Here is an 18,029-nt window from a genome sequence, read left to right as displayed (position 1 = left end):
AAGGTAGGCGTGATCAGCCGTTTAGCACCACGGACAAAAGCCGCAACTTGCATGCAGATCCGGCCGTCTTCATGCAAGTTGCACGATTCCGGAAACAGGGCAGTTTTATAACTCCTTGTTTTTAAAGGATTTAATCTCGTACTGCAACTTGGCACACTGCCTGCAATATCCCTGTTAGCGCTTCAGTACCAAGATTTACGTACTGCAGTCTTTTAATAAAACAGGAGTTACTCGTATGAAGAAGTTCGCTCTCGCTACTGCTACCGCTCTGACTCTGGCCATGGGTGCTAACGTAGCCTTTGCTCAGACTTCCCAAGCCCCTATGACTTTGGCGGCCGGCGAAGCCACCCAGGCTAAGGAAAGCGTTTCGGACACCTGGATCACCACCAAAGTCAAAGCTGACCTGCTGACTGAAAAAGGCATCCCAGGTTCGGACATCATGGTTGAAACCAACAAAGGTGTGGTTTCCCTGTCCTCCAAGGTAGCTATCTCGGACTCGCAGAAAGCGACCGCTGTAGCCATCACCAAGAAAATCAAAGGTGTGACTGCTGTTTCCGCTGACGGCCTGCTGGCTGGCGGCGCTACCAAGGCTGACGGCATCGACAAAACCAAAGGTGCTGCTCATGACGCCAAAGGCGCTACCAGCGACACTTGGATCACTACCAAAGTCAAAGCTGACCTGGTAACCGAGAAAGGTATTCCTGGTACCGACATCAAAGTCGAAACCAACAAAGGCGTAGTTTCCCTGTCTTCCACCGTAGCGGTGACTGAAGCTCAGAAAACCACCGCTGTGAACATCGCGAAGAAAATCAAAGGCGTTAAAGCTGTTTCGGCTGATGGCTTGAAAGCAGAGTAACGCTCAACGGTTCAACTGAACTGAATGGCGGCGGCGGGTGAGTCAGATATCCACCCAACGCACCCCGGAGTTCATGCGACCGACCACACGGATGTGGTCATTACAGGCCCCGGCACTTGTGCCGGGGCCTGTTTTATTGTGGGTCTGATGTACCCAAATCAAAAAAAGTGGGAGGGGGGTTGCTCCCGATAGCGGCGGGTCAGTGATGAATAAATCAACTGACAGCCCGTTATCGAGAGCAACCCCCCTCCCACATTTGGATCTATAGAGGCCTCAGGTCACTCGGCATCCAGGTGCATCGGTGTGACTACGCGGCCGTCTTTCTCTGCCTGCCCCAGTTGAGTGTCGATGAAGTACACCCGGTCATCTTCAAGCTGCCCCTTGTCCACCAGGTAGTCCTTGATGGTACTGGCTCGGTCCTGACCCAGCTGACGCAGTAACACATCACTGGCGCTCCAGAACTTGAGCACACCGTCGCGCAGTTTTGCCGCGCGTTCGGCGTCACTCAAGCCTTTCCATTCAGCGGGCGGTTGCTGCTTGAGACGCGTGCGATAGATACCTTCAAGCAATGGCGCCTTTTCTTTCTCCGGTACTTCCAGCAGTGATGCCTGGGCGGGAACCTTGTCGCCACGGCGCTGCAGAATCTTGTAGTAGTTGTACTGGTATTCACGCTCCAGACGCTCGTGTGCCAGGAACGGCCCGTCGCTGCTGGCTGCCGCCGTACCTTCAATTTCCAGGCGCAGCGCAGGGCGTTCCTTCAAGGCCTTGGCGAGCGTGTTCAGCGCGCCTTCGGCATTCTTGTCCAGGTCACTGGAGCCTGCCGCAAACGACACACTGCCCAGATCCTCCGAACCGCCGCCCGTCACCAGCCCGCCAATGAACTTGAACGGCGCGGTGGCCGCACGGGCAACCAGGTTGCGCAGGGTCTGCCACACAATCGGCATCACGCTGAACTGTGGATTATTCAAGTCGCCGCTCACCGGCAACTCGAGGGAGATTCTGCCGTTGGTGTCCTTGAGCAGTGCAATCGCCAGACGAATCGGCAGGTCCACGGCATCGGCGCTGTCGACTTTTTCACCCAGTTGCAATTGCTCGACCACCACCTTGTTCTCGGCCTTCAACTGGCCCTTGGTGATCACGTAGTGCAAGTCGAGGTTCAAGCGGCCCTTGCGAATGCGGAAACCGGCGAACTTCCCGGAGTAGGGCGTCAACGTGGTCAGCTCGACACGTTTGAAGCTGGTGGCAATGTCCAGCGCTGCCATCGGATCGAACGGATTTACGCTGCCCTTGATGGTGACGGGTGCGTAGCGGTCCACCTTGCCCTTGATGTCGACACTGGCCGGTTTGCCCTGGCGACTGTCAATCGTGCCGATTTGTCCGTTGAGCTGCTGCACGGCAGTGGCGAAGTTGGGCGTGAGGCTGAAGTCGGCAAAGTTGGCCGAACCGTCATTGATTGCCACCTGGCCGATTCGGATGCCCAGCGGCTTGTCTTTGCTCGCTGCCGGCTTGGCCGACGACTTGGCACCATGGTCGGCCGGCTGCGGAATCAGCAGGTCATCGATGTTAGTGGTGCGGTCATCGTTGATCATGAAGCGCGCATAGGGTTGCAGCAGGTTGACCTTGTCGATCGACAGGCTGTCGCCGTGCTGATAATTCACACCTTCCAGCACCAGGCGCTGCCATTTGAGAAAATCGCGGGTTTTGAGAGTGTCGAGCGTGTGCAGTTGATCGACCTGCGCCCGGCCGGTGACCTGCAGCTTCAGCGGATCGGTGCTGGTGAGGTTTACATCCAGGTTGCTGCCGAGCATGCCGCTGCGCAGTTCCAGGCGGATGAACGGGCTGATGTAGGACTGCGCCACCCGCAGGTCGATATCCTGGGTGTTTACCTTCAACTTCGCGCTGACCGGGTTGAGATTCACCTCACCGCTGGCCTGGAGTTTGCCCTGCTTGCCCAGACCGCTGTCGAGCTTGAGTGTGAAGGGTTTCTGGTTGAGGCTGTCGAAGTTCTGCACATCGACGTTCAGCGGGCCCAGCTCCAGCGCGACGGCGGGTTGAGCCTGACGGTCAGCCAGATGCACCTGGTAGTTGCGCAGTTGCACATCCTTGAGCAGCACTTGCCACGGTTTGCTCGGTGCTGCAGGGGCAGGCTTGGGCGAGTCGGCCGTCGCCGGAGCGCTGGCGGGTTCCGGCGCCCTGGCCGGTTTGTTCGGCTGGCTGGCGAACAGTTTCTGCCAGTCCAGTTGCCCGTCGGCTTCGCGGGCGGCCCAGGTTTCCAGCTTGTTGCTGCGGATTTTGCCAACCACCACTTGCTGCCTGGCCAGGTCGACCGTGGTGTCACTCACGTCCAGACGCTCCAGGCGCACCAGCGGCCGGCCATCCGGTGCTTTGATGGCAAATGGCGCGATGCTGGCCGTGGTGTTGGTCAGTTTGAGTTCAGTTTCCTTGGCCAGGCTGAAGGTGTAATGCGTGTTGAAATTCAGCACCCCGTCTTCCAGCACCAGCGGCAAGGCATCACGCACATAGGGCCACCAGGCTTTCATCTTGCCATCGGTGACTTTCAAGGTGCCTTCAGAGGTGATGGGCACCAGGCTGAAATTGCCCTTCCAGTCGATTTGCCCGCCCGCAGGGCCGGCGGCCACCAGGGTCATGTCGGCATTGTCTTCAGGCAATGTGCTGAGGTTTTTCAGCTCGAAGTCGAGCTTGTCGTAGAGGAATTCGATGGGCTCGCTGGGACGCAGGTCCTGAAAGTGCACGTAGCCACCGGCCAGCTTGACGCTGTCGATACGCAGCGGGAAGGGCTTGGCGTCCGGGTCTGTCGGGGTGGGCTCGCTGGGCGGCAGTTTGAACAGCTGCGCCAGGTTCAATGTGCCGGACTTGTCGAACAGCAGCTCGGTCTTGGGCTGGTCCAACTGCACATCCGCCAGGTGCAGCGCGCGGGTCCACAGGCTGTCGAGTTGCAGGTTGGCATAGAGGCGTTCAAAACCGACCTGCTCCTTACCCGGTTCGCCGACTTTCAAGCCCCAGGCCGTCACTTCCAGGCTGAACGGGTTGAGTTCGATACGCTCCAGTCTTGCCGGCACCGTGGCGTAATGGGCCAGTTGCTGGTTGGCAATACGAAGCGCGATGCCCGGCAGAATCAGAAAACCCAGCAAGCTGTACAGAGCCAGTGCGGTCAGCAGTGCGCCAATGGCGCGGATCAATCCTTTGGACATGGGCGACGCCATCTATATCGAACAGGAGTGCCTTGGAGTATGGCACGGGTTATCGGTTCCGAAGCACCGAGCCTATTGGGAAAAGGACTACAACTGCAGGATCAGGGTCTTCAGGGGTGGCTGTTGATCCTGCGACGGAAAGTCGGCTCCCGGCGTCATGATTTGCCAGTCGCGTACCGGTCGCCCGGCTTTTTCGGCACAGCGCAGCACCTGCTCACGCCAATCGTCCATGCCCACTTTTGCCAGGTTGTTGCAGCAGATCAGCACGCCATTGTCGGCGGTTGCCAGCAACGCCGGCTTGAGCAGGCTCTGGTAGTCGCGCAGCAGATCGACCGTGCCGAACGCACTCTTGGCCCAGGCGGGCGGATCGAGCAGCACCAGGTCGTACTGGCGTTGCTCCAGGCGCGGGTAAGCTGGCAGTGTGTGGCCGCGCCGCTGGGCGATGGGCAGGCCGGCCAGTTGGCGAATCGCCGGAAAGTAATCGGACTGCACAAACGCCATGGTCGGCAATTGCGGGTTCAGCAGACCGTTCTCGCGACCGACCGCCAGGTTGCCCTCGGCAAAGTCCAGGTTGCACACCTCGCGGGCACCGCCGGCCGCCGCGCTCAAGCCAACACCGCAGGTGTAGGCGAACAGGTTCAGCACGCTTTTGCCGGCGCTGTGCGCCTTGACCCAGCCACGGGTGTTGCGCAGGTCCAGGAACAACAGCGGGTCCTGCCCGGCGTGGCGCCCGCGTACGCGATAATTGAGGCCCCATTCGTGGCCGACCAGGTCTTCCAGCGCCGCCGGCTCGGCGCGATACACCGTATCGTCACGGTCGATGCGCGAGTTGCCACGGGAGCGGTCGTTATACACCAGCAGCAATTCCAGGCCCATGAACTGATTGATCTGTTGATGCAGGTCCAGCAGGTCTGCGGTGTCCAGCGACTGGTGAAAGCTTTGCACCAGCAATTGCGGGCCATAGCGGTCGATAGTCAGGCCGCCGGCGCCTTCCTGGCTGCCGTGAAACAGCCGATAGCAGTCGGTGCCCTGGGCGTGCAGTTCGTTGATCAGGTCTTGGCGATGATCTAGGGCGGCGCGCAGCGCCTGGTTCAGGGGGGACATGGAGCGCGCCTTGCTGTAAATGAGGAAAACAGGGGCGGGGAGTTTAACAGCTAACCCCGGCCTGAGCAGGCCGGGGTCGCGTTGAGGCAGGTATCAGCCACGATGACGACCGCGGAAGTAGTTGATCAGGCCTTGGGTGGACGCGTCCTCGGCCGAGGTTTCTTCGGCGCCGGTGAGGCGGTTGTAAACACCCTTGCCCAGCTCCTTGCCCAGCTCCACGCCCCATTGGTCGAAGGCGTTGATGCCCCAGATCACGCTCTGCACGAACACCTTGTGCTCATACATAGCCACCAACGCGCCGAGACGACGCGGGCTGATGCGTTCGACCACAATGGTGTTGCTCGGACGGTTGCCCGGGATCACCTTGTGCGGGGCCAGCTTCTGCACTTCGTCCTCTGCGATGCCTTTGTCGCGCAACTCGGCTTCGGCTTCACTGCGGGTCTTGCCGAGCATCAGTGCCTGGCTCTGCGACAGGCAGTTGGCATAGAGCCATTGATGGTGGTCGGACACCGGGTTGAAGCTGACAATCGGCACAATGAAGTCGGCCGGAATCAGTTGGGTGCCCTGGTGCAGCAACTGGTGGTACGCATGCTGGCCGTTGCAGCCCACGCCGCCCCAGATGACCGGGCCGGTGTCGGTGGCCACGGGTGTGCCGTCCTGGCGCACGCTCTTGCCGTTGGATTCCATGTCCAGCTGTTGCAGGTGTTTGGTGATGTTGCGCAGGTAGTGGTCGTACGGCAGGATCGCATGGCTTTGCGCTCCCCAGAAGTTGCCGTACCACACGCCCAGCAGGCCCAGCAGCACCGGCATGTTCTGCTCGAACGGTGCGGTCAGGAAATGCTGGTCCATGGTGTAGGCACCCGACAGCAGTTCCTTGAAGTTGGACATGCCGATGGCGAGGGCGATGGGCAGACCAATGGCCGACCACAGCGAATAACGGCCGCCGACCCAGTCCCACATCGGGAAGATGTTTTCTTCGCGGATACCAAAGGCCACCGCCGCCGCGTTGTTACTCGACACAGCGATGAAGTGGCGGTACAGCTCGGCTTCCGAGCCACCCTGGGCCAGGTACCAGGCGCGGGCGGCCTGGGCGTTTTTCAGGGTTTCCAGGGTGTTGAACGATTTTGACGAGACGATAAACAGCGTGGTCTCGGCGCGCAGCTTCATGGTCAGCTCGTGGAACTCGCTGCCGTCGATATTCGCCAGGTAGTGGCAACGCACGCCCTTATGGGCGTAAGACAACAGCGCCTCGGAGACCAGCTCCGGGCCGAGGAACGAACCACCGATGCCGATGTTCACCACGTCGGTGATCGGCTTTTCGGTGTAGCCACGCCACAGACCGTCGTGAATGCGGCCGACCAGGTCAGTGATCTGGTTCAACACCTTGTGCACGTCCGGCATGATGTTCACGCCGTTCACCGACAGCTTGTCGCCTACCGGGCGGCGCAGGGCGGTATGCAGGGCAGGGCGGCCTTCGGAGGAGTTGACCGGTTCGCCGGCATACAGCGCGTTGATCGCGTCCTTGAGGCCCACTTCATCGGCCAGGCCCACCAGCAGGTCACGGGTTTGGCTGGTGATCAGGTTCTTCGAGTAATCGAGGAAAAGCCCACAGCTGCTCAGGGTGAACTGGGAAAAGCGCTGCGGATCGGCATTGAAGGCTTCGCGCATGCTGAAATCCTGCATGGCTTGGCGATGTTGATTGAGCGCTTGCCAGGCGGGCAGCGCGGTAACGTCATGAGGAGTGCGGTAGTACGCCATCGCTGCGGGTTTCCTTTTATTACGGGGACTGCCTTTAGGACACTTCAAAGCCCGGAACGTCCAGTCTTGTCGCAACAATTGGGTTGCGGACAGCGCTAACCTTAGCGCCGGGCGATTACATTAAACCTAGCGTGTCGATATGTCTTGGCTTTGTCTGCGCCGTGGCCGGTACTTTTTTATACCGGCACGGCGATCAGGGCAACAGGCGTGCAGCCTGGGCGGGGTCAGTTGAGGTTCAAATGCAGGTTATCGATCAACCGGGTGCTGCCCAGGAACGCCGCGACCAGAATCACAATGTCCTTGTCCTGCGTCGTGGCGGGGCGCAAATGCTCACCCTGGCGCACTTCGAGGTAATCCAGGCGCAACCCGGCGGCTTCGATCTGCCTCATTTGTTCGGCACGCAGGCTGGCGAAGTCATGGTCGCCGGCCTTGATGGCCACAGCGATGCGGCTGAGGCTGCGATACAGCACCGGGGCGATGGCGCGTTCCTGCTCGGAGAGAAAACCGTTGCGCGATGACAGCGCCAGGCCGTCTTCGGCGCGCACGGTGGACTCGCCGATGATCTGGATCGGCATGTTCAGGTCATGCACCATGGCGCGGATGACCGCCAACTGCTGGTAGTCCTTCTGGCCAAACACGGCGATATCCGGCTGCACCATGTTGAACAACTTGCTGACCACCGTGGCGACGCCTTCGAAGTGCCCGGGACGGCTGGCGCCACAGAGGCCTTCGGAGAGGTGCGGGACGCTGACGCGGGTCTGGCCGGTCATGCCGCCCGGGTACATCTCCTCCACGGTCGGTGCAAACAGCAGATTGCAGCCGGCCTGCAGGAGTTTTTCCTGGTCGGCGGCGAGGGTGCGGGGATACTTGTCCAGGTCTTCATTGGCGCCGAATTGCAGCGGATTGACGAAGATACTCGCGACCACGAAGTCGGCTTGCTGCACGGCCTTGGTCACCAGGGTGGCATGGCCTTCGTGCAGGTTGCCCATGGTCGGCACGAAGCCGATGCGCTTGCCGGCGCTGCGGGCGTGAGTTACGGCAGCGCGCAGTTCACGCAGGGTTTTTACGGTGTTCATGCAGAAAATCCGTGTTCGGCGGCGGGGAAGGTCACGCCTTTGACTTCGGCGACGTACGCGCTCAAGGCTGCGTGAATGCTGTCCTGGCCGGCCATGAAGTTCTTCACGAACTTGGGCACGCGACCGGTGATCGACAAGCCGAGCATGTCGTGCAACACCAGCACCTGGCCGTCGGTGGCGCAGCCCGCGCCAATGCCGATGACCGGCACGCTGACAGCCTGGGTGATTTCCGCGGCCAGTTCGCTGGGCACGCATTCGAGCAGGATCATGGCAACGCCGGCTTGCTCCAGGGCGATGGCATCGGCCCGCATCTGGCGCGCCTGGGCCTCGTTGCGACCCTGCACCTTGTAACCGCCGAGGAGGTTCACCGACTGCGGCGTGAGGCCCATGTGAGCGCACACCGGTACGCCGCGCTCGGCCAGCAGGCGGATCGACTCGGCGAGCCACAGCGCGCCTTCGACCTTGACCATGTGCGCACCGGCGCGCATCAACTTGCCGGCGTTGAGGAACGTCTGTTCGACGGTGGCGTAGTCCATGAACGGCAGGTCAGCGATGATGAACGCGCCTTTGTTTCCGCGCTTGACGCTGGCGGTGTGGTAGGCGAGTTCATCGGTGGTGACGGGGAGCGTGCTGTCATTCCCTTGAAGAACCATGCCCAGGGAGTCACCTACCAGCAACACTTCGACGCCTGCCTGGCAGCAGGCGTTGGCGAATGTGGCGTCATAGCAGGTCAGCATGGTGATTTTTTCACCTTTGAGCTTGAGGCTCTGCAAGGTGGTCAGGGTAATGTCTGGCATCGAAAGGGTCCTCGTTCAGGCGCTTGGAAACAGCGAGTAACGCGCGTGAGTCTTCGTTTATACAGGCGCACTGTCTTGAGAGCAGTGCTTATAAGGCCTGGATTGCGCCCTTCATTGCCGGGTTGGCGGCAGCGGGACGCCTATAGTCGTGAGGAGGACACGGGAAGTCAATTGGATGTGTTACCGCATTGTTACGAGGGCGGTGTTACCCCTGTTACTGACGCGATTCAGCAGGTTGAAGGCCGTGAAGATCACGTGTGGGAGCTGGCTTGCCTGCGATGCAGGCACCTCGGTGTTCCGTTGGGCCGGGTCGATGCCTTCGCAGGCAAGCCAGTTCCCACTTTGACCGCGTCAGTTCTGGGGAATGCGTTCCAGGCCTTCGAACGGGCAAGTTGCCAGCAACTGGCTTAAAGGCTGGCCGTCCGGTAAATGGAAATTTGCCGGGGCCAATTCGGCCAGCGGATACAGCACAAACGCCCGCAGGTGCATTTGGTAATGCGGCACCTTGAGGCGAGGCTCATCGATCAGGTGATCGCCGAACAGCAGGATGTCCAGGTCGAGTGTGCGTGGCCCCCAGCGCTCAAGGCGCTCGCGGCCCTGATCGTTCTCGATGGCTTGCAACGCATCCAGCAGTTCCAGGGGCGCAAGGCTGCTGTTCAGGGCTGCTACCGCGTTGGTGTAGCGCGGCTGGCCGGGGAGCAGGGAGTCACTTTGGTAGAAGGCGGAGACACCGGCGACGGTGGTGTCTGGCAACTGCGCCAGCGCCTCGATAGCGCTGCGCAATTGCTGATCCGGGGCAGCGAGGTTGCTGCCCATGCCAATGTAGATACGTTCCACGTTTATTCGCCTGCGGCGCCCGAGGCATCGGCGCCGCTGCGTTTGCGCTTGCTGCTGCTACTGCGCCGACGTTTTTTGGGCGCAACGCCTTCGCCATCGCCTTTGCTGCCCAGGTCACGAATCATGTCGCGGCGCCCGCTGTCGTTGGCGTCCTGGTAATCGGTCCACCATTCGCCCAGGCCGTCGGTCTGCTCGCCGGCGCTTTCGCGCAGCAGCAGGAAGTCGTAGCCGGCACGGAAGCGCGGGTTGTCCAGCAGCATGTCGGCGCGTTTGCCACTGCGGCGTGGCAGGCGCTCCTGCATGTCCCAGATCTCGCGGATGGGAATGGTGAAGCGTTTCGGAATCGCGATGCGCTGGCATTGCTCGGTGATCAGCTCGTGAGCGGCTTCCTGCATCGCCGGAATGGGCGGCATGCCACGGTCCTGCAGGCGCAGTACGCGTTTGGGCAAGGCTGGCCACAACAGCGCGGCAAACAGAAACGCCGGGGTGACCGGTTTGTTCTGCTTGATGCGCAGGTCAGTGTTGGTCAACGCTTCGCTGATCAGGGTGTGGGTGTACGTCGGGTTGTATTCCAGGGCTTCGGCGCTGGCCGGAAACAGAGGATCGAACAGTTGCAGGTCGACGAGCATCTCAAAAGTGTCGGCCGCATAACCCGAAAGGAACAGCTTGAGCACTTCTTCGAACAGCCGCGCCGAAGGGATTTCGCGCAGCATCGGGGCCAGCTCGCGAATCGGTGCGGCGGTGTGTTTCTCGATGCCGAAATTCAGCTTGGCGGCAAAGCGCACGGCCCGCAGCATGCGCACCGGGTCTTCCTGGTAGCGCTGCGTCGGTTCACCGATCAGGCGGATCAGGTTGTTGCGAATATCGGGCACGCCATTGGCGTAATCGAGGATGCGCTCGCTGACCGGGTCGTAATACAGGGCATTGATGGTGAAGTCGCGGCGCTGCGCGTCTTCTTCCAGCGTGCCATAGACGTTATCGCGCAGGATGCGCCCGCTTTCGTTGCGGGAGGACTGGTTGGTGTCTTCCTCTTCATCGTTTTGCGGATGACCGGCACGGAAGGTCGCGACCTCGATGATTTCGCGGCCGAAGTGAATGTGCACGAGCTTGAAACGGCGACCGATGATGCGCGCATTGCGAAACTCGGCACGCACCTGCTCCGGCGTGGCGCTGGTGGCGACGTCGAAATCCTTGGGCGTGATATTAAGCAGCATGTCACGTACGCAGCCGCCCACCAGATAGGCCTGGTAGCCGGCGTTCTGCAAACGTTCGACGATGTTCACCGCGTAGCGGCTGAACTGAGCGCGCTGCAATGAATGCTGATTGCTGTTAAGCACTTCAGGCGTGCTGCGAATGTGTTGCGTACGACGCACGGGAGAACGGAATGACTGGAACAACTTCTTCAGCATGGGATGCACTGTTTGAAGGAATGTTCGGCCATAACGAAGAATGACCGCATGATGGGCCGGGATTCTAGCATTTAGTCAGGGGATGGTGTAGGAACAAGCTGCAAGCGTTGCTTTGAAAGCTTCAAACGAATGCCTCAGGGGGTAAAACGCAGAAACTACAAGGGGAGCCGAAGCTCCCCCAGAAGTAGTTGCGTACTCTATTTTTATTATGGGTGTCGGGCTTTTTGTTTTTATTGATCGCCCTCGTCAGGAAGCTTCACCTTCATGACACTCCCAATCGGGAGCCAAGAGCAAACGGATTGCTTTGGTCGCTGTGTTGCTGATCTACGATCCAACCAGTTCAGGCTCTGCCTTAGGGCAGTTTTTGTTGTTCTCGGCCTGGTTGCGGGGCAAGCCCCAAATGCAACGCCTCTCCAAAAGAATCAGTTAGCTGCGCCTCCGCCGTGTTGTTTTTGTTATGCGTGAGTCGATTCGTCTTATTTTTATTGTCTTGTTCAGAGCTTGTTATTGTTTTTGTACTAAGCATATAGCAGGGTGCGTGCCAACTTTTGCGCCGCCCAGTAAAATCAGGGGGTTGAGGCGATTTCAGGGTTTTGGCGGACGAAAAAAAGCCGGGGCTTCGTTACCTTAAGCCCCGGCTTTTGTTACGCGAAATATCCGCGGTAACAGTTTTTTCACATCTGAGGGTGTTACCTGTGAGGGCGCCCCCTCAACTCTCGCTGGCAACGCCGGTCTTGCGCCGCGGAATACCCAGGCGCTGACGCCGTTCCCACAGGCATTTGCGGCTTACACCCAGCTTGCGCGCCAGTTCAGTCTCGGTCATGTGATCCTGATGCTCGAGCACGAAATGCTGAAAGTAATCTTCCAGTGACAGATCTTCAGTCGGTTCATGACTGGTGTTGCTCGCGCCCGATTGCGGCGCCAGACCGATGAAGTCGTCATCCTCCAGATCACTGAGTTCGATATCGATACCCAGCAGCTCGGCGGAAATTACCGGGCTCTCCGACAGGATGACCGCACGCTCCACTGCGTTCTCCAGTTCGCGCACGTTACCTGGCCACGAGTAGTGCCGAATCGCCTGCTCGGCGTCCGGGGCAAACGTCAGGTCGGTACGGTTGATGCGCGCACTCTGGCGCAGCAGGAACGCATTGGCGATCTCGTTGACGTCGGCGCCACGCTCACGCAGGGCCGGCAGCTTGAGGGCGATCACGTGCAGGCGGTAATACAGGTCTTCGCGGAACTGGCCGATCTTGGCCAGGCTCTTGAGATCGCGGTGGGTCGCGGCGATCAGGCGCACATCGACCTTCTGCGACTGCACCGAGCCGACGCGGCGAATCTCGCCTTCCTGCAATACCCGCAGCAACCGCGCCTGTGCTTCCAGTGGCAGCTCGCCAATCTCGTCAAGGAACAAGGTGCCGCCATCCGCAGCTTCCACCAGGCCCGCACGCCCGGCGCTGGCGCCGGTGAAGGCGCCTTTTTCGTGGCCGAACAGTTCGGACTCGATCAGGGATTCGGGGATCGCCGCGCAGTTCACCGAGATCATCGGCGCCTTGGCGCGCCTGGACAGGTTGTGCAGTGCACGGGCCACCAGTTCTTTACCGGTACCGGACTCGCCCTGGATCAACACGTTGGAGTCGGTGGGCGCCACTTTACGGATCTTGCTGTACAGATCCTGCATGGGCGGGCAGGAGCCGATGATGCCGATCTCGCCGTTGCTGTTGTCGACGCCCGGTTTTTCGGCGGTTTTGCCGGCAGGGCGCGGTTCGGCCGGTGTGCTGCCGGCCGACTGGCGGTCACGCAGGATACGCGCCACGGCCTGCAGCATCTCGTCGTGGTCGAACGGCTTGGCGATGTAGTCCACCGCGCCCATCTTCATGGAGTCTACGGCCGAACGCAGGCTGGCGTAGCTGGTCATGATCAGCACCGGAGTGCCCTGGCCCAGCTTGATCAGCTCGGTGCCCGGTGCGCCGGGCAGGCGCAGGTCGCTGACAATCAGGTCGAACGTGGGAATGCTGAATCGCTCCTGCGCTTCCTGTACCGAGCCGGCTTCGCTGACCTGATACTGATTGCGCTCGAGCAGGCGACGCAAGGCAGAGCGGATGATGGTTTCGTCTTCGACGATCAAAATGTGCGGCATTGATTCAATTCTCTCGACGGTCTCAGTTCACAGCGGACGTCGCTTCGACATGACGCGGCAAGGTCACCCGTATACGGGTGCCGCGTTGGCTTTCAAGGTCAGCCGGGCTGTCGATGGTGATTTGTCCATAATGCTCTTCAACGATGGAATAGACCAGCGCAAGGCCCAGACCGGTGCCTTCACCGGGGTCCTTGGTGGTGAAGAAAGGTTCGAACAATCGGTCCATGATGTTCTGTGGAATGCCGCTGCCTTCGTCCTCCACGATCAGGTCGACCGTATGCTCGAAAGCTTCGGTCTTGACCCGCACCGCGCCGCCGGCGGGCGTTGCATCGCGGGAGTTGGACAGCAGGTTGATCAATACCTGGGCCAAACGTTGTGAATCGCCGTCGACCCAGTGTTCCGGGTCGCACAGGTTAAAGAACTGTACCTCGAAATTGCGCCGGTTCAAGGCCAGCAGCCCAATTGCATCCTGGGCTACTTTGGCCAGGCACACCGCCTCGTCCTGATTCTGATGGGCGCCGGCATGGGCAAAGCTCATCAGCGACTGCACGATGCGCGACACGCGCTTGGTCTGCTCAAGGATCTGTCCGCTGATCTCGGTGATTTCGCCGTCTTCCTCACGCTCTTCGCGCAGGTTTTGCGCCAGGCACGCGATACCGGTAATCGGGTTGCCGATCTCGTGGGCCACGCCGGCGGCCAGGCGACCAATGCTGGCCAGGCGCTCGGAGTGCACCAGTTTGTCTTCGAGCATCTGGGTGTCGGTCAGGTCTTCCACCAGCAGCACCAGGCCGCTGTTGCCGGGGGCCAAGGGCTCGTCGATGGCGGCCTTGTGCAGGTTGAGCCAGCGGGTCTGGCCGTCGAGGGCCAGGTGCTGCTTGTGCAAGTGCTCGTCGGGCAGGTTGATAAAACCCTGCAACAACTCTTTCCACGGATCGCCGAGCGTATTGAGGCGCGAGCCCACCACCCGTTGCGCGGCAATGCCGGTGAGTTCTTCCATGGCCTTGTTCCACATCAGGATTTCCTGATCCTTGGCCAGTGAGCACACGCCCATTGGCAATTCCTGCAAGGTCTGGCGGTGGTAACGGCGCAGGGCATCGAGTTCGGCGGCAAGGCCCGTTAAACGCGAGTGGTAGTCCTCCAGCCGGCTCTCGATGAAGTGGATGTCTTCGGTCACGTAGTTTTCGCCGCCGGCCTTGTAGGGCAGGAAGGTTTCCACCATGTCCTGGGACACGCTGGGGCCCATCAGGCCGGACAGGTTGGCCTCGATACGGTCGCGCAGGCGGCGCAAGGCATAGGGGCGGCGTTCGTCGAAGGGCAGATAGAGGTCGCGCAACGCCTGTTCGACTTCCTTCTGCGCCGCCTTGGCACCCAGCGGCTTGGCCAGTTGGGTGGCGAACTCCTGGGGCGAGGCCGCGTGCAATTCGCGGCGTTGCGGGCGGCGTACGTTGTCCACCGCGCAGGCTTCGGCGGCGCTGGTTTCTTCGGGGCTGGCATTGGTGAACAGCGAGATCAGCGTGAACATCAGCACGTTGGCCGCCAGCGAGGCAATCGCCGCCATGTGCCAGCTGGTGTCGTCGAGCACGTAGATCATGTTCAGCAGCGGGATGTAGAAACCCTGCAGGTTGCCGACCAGCGGCAGCAGCATGGTCACCACCCACACGAGGATGCCCGCCAGCAGCCCGGCGATAAAACCGCGACGATTGGCGGTCGGCCAGTACAGTACCGACAACACGCCCGGCAGGAACTGCAAGGTGGCGACGAAGGCAACGATGCCCAGGTTGGCCAGGTCCTGGCCGGCACCCAGCATCAGGTAGAAGCCATAACCGGCCATGATGATCGCGACGATCAGCGCGCGGCGCGTCCACTTGAGCCAGCGGTAGATATTGCCTTCGGCCGGCGGCTGGTACAGCGGCAGCACCAGGTGATTGAGCGCCATGCCCGACAGCGCCAGGGTGGTGACAATGATCAGCCCGCTGGCCGCCGACAGGCCGCCGACATACGCCAATAACGCCAGTGCCGGGCTGTTGGCGGCGATGCCGATGCCGAGGGTGAAGTATTCCGGGTTGGTGGTGGCCCCAAGCTTGAGGCCGGCCCACAGGATCAGCGGCACCGCCAGGCTCATCAGCAGCAAGAACAGCGGCAGGCCCCAGCTGGCGCTGACCAGCGAGCGCGGGTTGAGGTTTTCGGTGAAGGTCATGTGGTACATGTGCGGCATCACAATCGCCGAGGCGAAGAACACCAGCAGCAGCGTGCGCCACGGGCCTTCCTGCAGCGGCGTGTGCAGGGCGGCGAGGGCGGTCTGGTTTTGCAGCAGCCACAGTTCCAGCTGTTGCGGGCCGTCGAATACGCCGTAGAGCGCGTACAGGCCGACACCGCCGATGGCGATCAGCTTGATCACCGACTCGAAGGCAATCGCAAACACCAGGCCTTCATGTTTCTCGCGGGTGGCGATATGCCGTGAGCCGAAGAAAATCGTGAACAGCGTGATCAGCGCACAGAAGGCGAGAGCCACGCGGTGCTGCACCGGCTCGCGGGTGAGAATGCTGATGGAGTCGGCTACCGCCTGGATCTGCAGGGCCAGCAAGGGCAGCACGCCGATCAGCATGAAAATGGTGGTGAGCGCGCCGGCCCAGGTGCTGCGAAAGCGGAAGGCGAACAGGTCGGCCAGGGACGACAGCTGGTAGGTGCGGGTGATTTTCAGGATCGGGTACAGCAGCACCGGCGCCAGCAAAAAAGCCCCGGACACCCCCAGGTAGCTGGAGAGAAACCCATAGCCGTACTGGTAGGCCAGGCCGACGGTGCCGTAGAACGCCCAGGCGCTGGCATACACGCCCAGGGACAAGGTGTAGGTCAACGGATGGCGAATAATCGCCCGCGGAATCATTCCGCGCTCACTGATCCAGGCGACGGCGAACAGCGCGGCCAGGTAGGCGGCGCTGATCAGCAGCATCTGGGTGAGGCTAAAGCTCATCGGCATCTTTTTGGCTCTGCAGGATGAAAGTCACGACGATCAGGATCAGCCACAGCAGATAAGGGCGATACCAGGCGCCCGTGGCGTCGATCCACCAATCCATGATGGCGGGGGAAAACAGGTAAATCCCGACGACCAGCAGCAGGACCAATCGATAGATGTACATGTTGGCCTCTGATTAAAAAACTGTCGCGATGGTAACGGATGCCGGGCCGGCTGCAAGCGCCTTCAACTCAATTGCGCTTCGGCCAGGGTGAGCGTGCGCGGGATCAGCAGCGGATCCCAGTGCCGGATGCCCCAATCCAGCAGTTCCCGTGGGCTGGCGTGAAGCAGTTCGTCACCGGGTTGCTGGCCGAGGGCGCGCAAGGCGCGCAGCAGCAGCGGCGTTGCCTGGTCTTGCGTCAGCGGCGGTGAACGGTAGGATTTACCCAGCTTGTTGCCGTCCGGCTGCACGATCAGCGGCACATGCAGGTAGCGCGGTTGGCGCAGGCCCAGCAGTTCCTGCAGGTACAGCTGGCGCGGCGTGGAATCGAGCAGGTCGGCGCCGCGCACGATGTCGGTCACGCCCTGCCAGGCATCGTCGAGCACCACCGCCAGTTGATAGGCGTACAGACCGTCGCGGCGGCGGATGACGAAATCGCCAGCCTCGCGGCCCAGGTGCTGTCGGAATTCGCCTTGAACGCGGTCGGTAAAATGGTAGGCAAGCTCGGGCACGCGCAGGCGGATCGCGGCGTCCTGCTGGTCGTGCCCGGCGTTGCGGCACAGGCCGGGGTAAATCCCGTTGTAGGGTTCCAGCTGTTTGCGTGAGCAGGTGCACGCGTACGCCAGGCCATGGTTGAACAGGTCGTTCAGCACCTTGGCGTAGGCTTCGTGCCGCTCGCTTTGTCGGACCAACTCGCCATCCCATTCGAAGCCATAGCTTTCCAGCGCATACAGGATCGCGGCCTGGGCGCCAGGTTCTTCGCGGGGAGGGTCGAGGTCTTCCATGCGCATCAGCCAGCGACCATGGTTGGCGCGGGCATCGAGGTAGGAGGCGAGGGCAGCGACCAGGGAGCCGAAATGCAAGTGGCCGCTGGGCGTGGGGGCGAAACGCCCTATATAGGTAGAGGCTGTCATGGGCCGGATACTACTGGAAACAGGAACGCCAGATACACAAATGGGGCGTTTGCACGCCCCATTCGTTCAGTTCGGCAGCAATTACTTGCCGACCTGTTTTTCCTTGATTTCAGCCAAGGTCTTGCAGTCTACGCACAGGTCCGCGGTTGGGCGGGCTTCCAGACGGCGAATACCGATCTCGACGCCGCAGGATTCGCACCAGCCGTATTCCTCGTCCTTGATCAGTTGCAACGTTTTGTCGATCTTTTTGATCAGCTTGCGCTCGCGATCACGGGCGCGCAGCTCCAGAGCGAACTCTTCTTCCTGGCTGGCACGGTCGGCCGGGTCAGGGAAGTTGGCTGCTTCGTCCTTCATATGGTCAACGGTACGGTCAACCTCCTGCATCAAGTCCTGTTTCCATTTGTTCAGGATCTTGGTGAAGTGCTCGCGCATGGGCTCGCCCATGTACTCCTCGCCCTTTTTTTCCACATAAGGGTCGAAGCCGCCGAGGCCTTGAGTCTGCTGTTGCTTTGCTTGGGTGGACATGAATAGACCGCCTCTCACTCTTCTAATCCATTGCGCAGGATTGCAACGTCACCGACACCTGCCGGCCCTGCGGCTGCAAGCGGGCGAACTTACCAGATAGATTCGGGGTGCGCCACTCCCGGTTGTCGAGGCATCTCGACAGGGCTGCCAACCGCTGCAGCCCGCCATGGTAAGGCGTGGAGCGCCTCGAAGGTTGATTTTAGTCGTTTTGCTGGCATGTGCTGGCCCATC

The 18,029-nt window shown here is 60.8% G+C and carries 13 protein-coding genes; 1 reads left to right on the top strand and 12 read right to left on the bottom strand.

The window, feature by feature from the left end; translation table 11 throughout:
• Nucleotides 1-235: 235 nt before the first annotated feature.
• Complete coding sequence (locus JOE32_RS13220; protein ID WP_209984902.1) at nt 236-856, top strand: BON domain-containing protein; 621 nt, start codon at nt 236-238, stop codon at nt 854-856.
• Nucleotides 857-1,134: 278 nt separating this feature from the next.
• Here the strand turns inward: JOE32_RS13220 and JOE32_RS13215 are convergent, their stop codons facing one another.
• The 12 genes from JOE32_RS13215 to dksA form a co-directional block, all read right to left on the bottom strand.
• Nucleotides 1,135-4,068 (bottom strand): DUF748 domain-containing protein, encoded by a 2,934-nt coding sequence (locus JOE32_RS13215; RefSeq protein WP_209984900.1) that lies wholly within the window; start codon nt 4,066-4,068, stop codon nt 1,135-1,137.
• 87 nt (nt 4,069-4,155) lie between these two features.
• Nucleotides 4,156-5,172 (bottom strand): class I SAM-dependent methyltransferase, encoded by a 1,017-nt coding sequence (locus tag JOE32_RS13210; RefSeq protein WP_209984895.1) that lies wholly within the window; start codon nt 5,170-5,172, stop codon nt 4,156-4,158.
• A gap of 93 nt (nt 5,173-5,265) precedes the next feature.
• Nucleotides 5,266-6,930 (bottom strand): glucose-6-phosphate isomerase, encoded by a 1,665-nt coding sequence (pgi, locus tag JOE32_RS13205; protein WP_209984893.1) that lies wholly within the window; start codon nt 6,928-6,930, stop codon nt 5,266-5,268.
• Between the two features lie 224 nt (nt 6,931-7,154).
• Nucleotides 7,155-8,006 carry a pantoate--beta-alanine ligase gene (gene panC / locus JOE32_RS13200; RefSeq protein ID WP_209984890.1) on the bottom strand — a complete coding sequence of 284 codons (852 nt, stop codon included), beginning with the start codon at nt 8,004-8,006 and terminating at the stop codon, nt 7,155-7,157.
• On the bottom strand, nt 8,003-8,803 hold the full coding sequence (gene panB / locus JOE32_RS13195; protein ID WP_209984887.1) for a 3-methyl-2-oxobutanoate hydroxymethyltransferase: 801 nt from the start codon (nt 8,801-8,803) through the stop codon (nt 8,003-8,005). Before panB ends, panC begins: the two co-directional genes overlap by 4 nt.
• 351 nt (nt 8,804-9,154) lie before the next feature.
• Nucleotides 9,155-9,640, bottom strand: a complete 486-nt coding sequence (gene folK, locus JOE32_RS13190) for a 2-amino-4-hydroxy-6-hydroxymethyldihydropteridine diphosphokinase (RefSeq protein WP_209984884.1) — start codon at nt 9,638-9,640, stop codon at nt 9,155-9,157.
• Nucleotides 9,641-9,642: 2 nt separating this feature from the next.
• Nucleotides 9,643-11,049 (bottom strand): polynucleotide adenylyltransferase PcnB, encoded by a 1,407-nt coding sequence (locus JOE32_RS13185; RefSeq protein WP_209984882.1) that lies wholly within the window; start codon nt 11,047-11,049, stop codon nt 9,643-9,645.
• A 709-nt stretch (nt 11,050-11,758) separates the two neighbouring features.
• The gene (locus JOE32_RS13180; RefSeq protein ID WP_209984879.1) at nt 11,759-13,186 is read right to left on the bottom strand and encodes a sigma-54 dependent transcriptional regulator; all 1,428 of its coding nucleotides are present in this window, start codon (nt 13,184-13,186) and stop codon (nt 11,759-11,761) included.
• A 22-nt stretch (nt 13,187-13,208) separates the two neighbouring features.
• Complete coding sequence (locus JOE32_RS13175; protein ID WP_162276121.1) at nt 13,209-16,163, bottom strand: sensor histidine kinase; 2,955 nt, start codon at nt 16,161-16,163, stop codon at nt 13,209-13,211.
• Nucleotides 16,147-16,323: a hypothetical protein gene (locus tag JOE32_RS13170; RefSeq protein WP_003176118.1), complete on the bottom strand. Its 177-nt coding sequence runs from the start codon at nt 16,321-16,323 to the stop codon at nt 16,147-16,149. Before JOE32_RS13170 ends, JOE32_RS13175 begins: the two co-directional genes overlap by 17 nt.
• Nucleotides 16,324-16,385: 62 nt before the next feature.
• The gene (gene gluQRS / locus JOE32_RS13165) at nt 16,386-17,273 is read right to left on the bottom strand and encodes a tRNA glutamyl-Q(34) synthetase GluQRS (protein ID WP_209984876.1); all 888 of its coding nucleotides are present in this window, start codon (nt 17,271-17,273) and stop codon (nt 16,386-16,388) included.
• 81 nt (nt 17,274-17,354) lie between these two features.
• On the bottom strand, nt 17,355-17,798 hold the full coding sequence (gene dksA / locus JOE32_RS13160; protein ID WP_003235002.1) for an RNA polymerase-binding protein DksA: 444 nt from the start codon (nt 17,796-17,798) through the stop codon (nt 17,355-17,357).
• Nucleotides 17,799-18,029: the final 231 nt, after the last annotated feature.

The organism is Pseudomonas sp. PvP025 (genome assembly GCF_017832155.1).
In the GTDB taxonomy this organism is placed as follows: domain Bacteria; phylum Pseudomonadota; class Gammaproteobacteria; order Pseudomonadales; family Pseudomonadaceae; genus Aquipseudomonas.
Note: the sequence above shows the minus strand (reverse complement) of the source record. Positions and strands in the feature narration are given on the sequence as shown.

What these genes read in the sequence shown, in the direction of transcription:
- JOE32_RS13220 (WP_209984902.1), top strand. Translation starts at nt 236, where the DNA reads ATGAAGAAGTTCGCTCTCGCTACTGCTACCGCTCTGACTCTGGCCATG.
- JOE32_RS13215 (WP_209984900.1), bottom strand. Translation starts at nt 4,068, where the DNA reads ATGTCCAAAGGATTGATCCGCGCCATTGGCGCACTGCTGACCGCACTG.
- JOE32_RS13210 (WP_209984895.1), bottom strand. Translation starts at nt 5,172, where the DNA reads ATGTCCCCCCTGAACCAGGCGCTGCGCGCCGCCCTAGATCATCGCCAA.
- pgi (WP_209984893.1), bottom strand. Translation starts at nt 6,930, where the DNA reads ATGGCGTACTACCGCACTCCTCATGACGTTACCGCGCTGCCCGCCTGG.
- panC (WP_209984890.1), bottom strand. Translation starts at nt 8,006, where the DNA reads ATGAACACCGTAAAAACCCTGCGTGAACTGCGCGCTGCCGTAACTCAC.
- panB (WP_209984887.1), bottom strand. Translation starts at nt 8,803, where the DNA reads ATGCCAGACATTACCCTGACCACCTTGCAGAGCCTCAAGCTCAAAGGT.
- JOE32_RS13185 (WP_209984882.1), bottom strand. Translation starts at nt 11,049, where the DNA reads ATGCTGAAGAAGTTGTTCCAGTCATTCCGTTCTCCCGTGCGTCGTACG.
- JOE32_RS13180 (WP_209984879.1), bottom strand. Translation starts at nt 13,186, where the DNA reads ATGCCGCACATTTTGATCGTCGAAGACGAAACCATCATCCGCTCTGCC.
- JOE32_RS13175 (WP_162276121.1), bottom strand. Translation starts at nt 16,163, where the DNA reads ATGCCGATGAGCTTTAGCCTCACCCAGATGCTGCTGATCAGCGCCGCC.
- JOE32_RS13170 (WP_003176118.1), bottom strand. Translation starts at nt 16,323, where the DNA reads ATGTACATCTATCGATTGGTCCTGCTGCTGGTCGTCGGGATTTACCTG.
- gluQRS (WP_209984876.1), bottom strand. Translation starts at nt 17,273, where the DNA reads ATGACAGCCTCTACCTATATAGGGCGTTTCGCCCCCACGCCCAGCGGC.
- dksA (WP_003235002.1), bottom strand. Translation starts at nt 17,798, where the DNA reads ATGTCCACCCAAGCAAAGCAACAGCAGACTCAAGGCCTCGGCGGCTTC.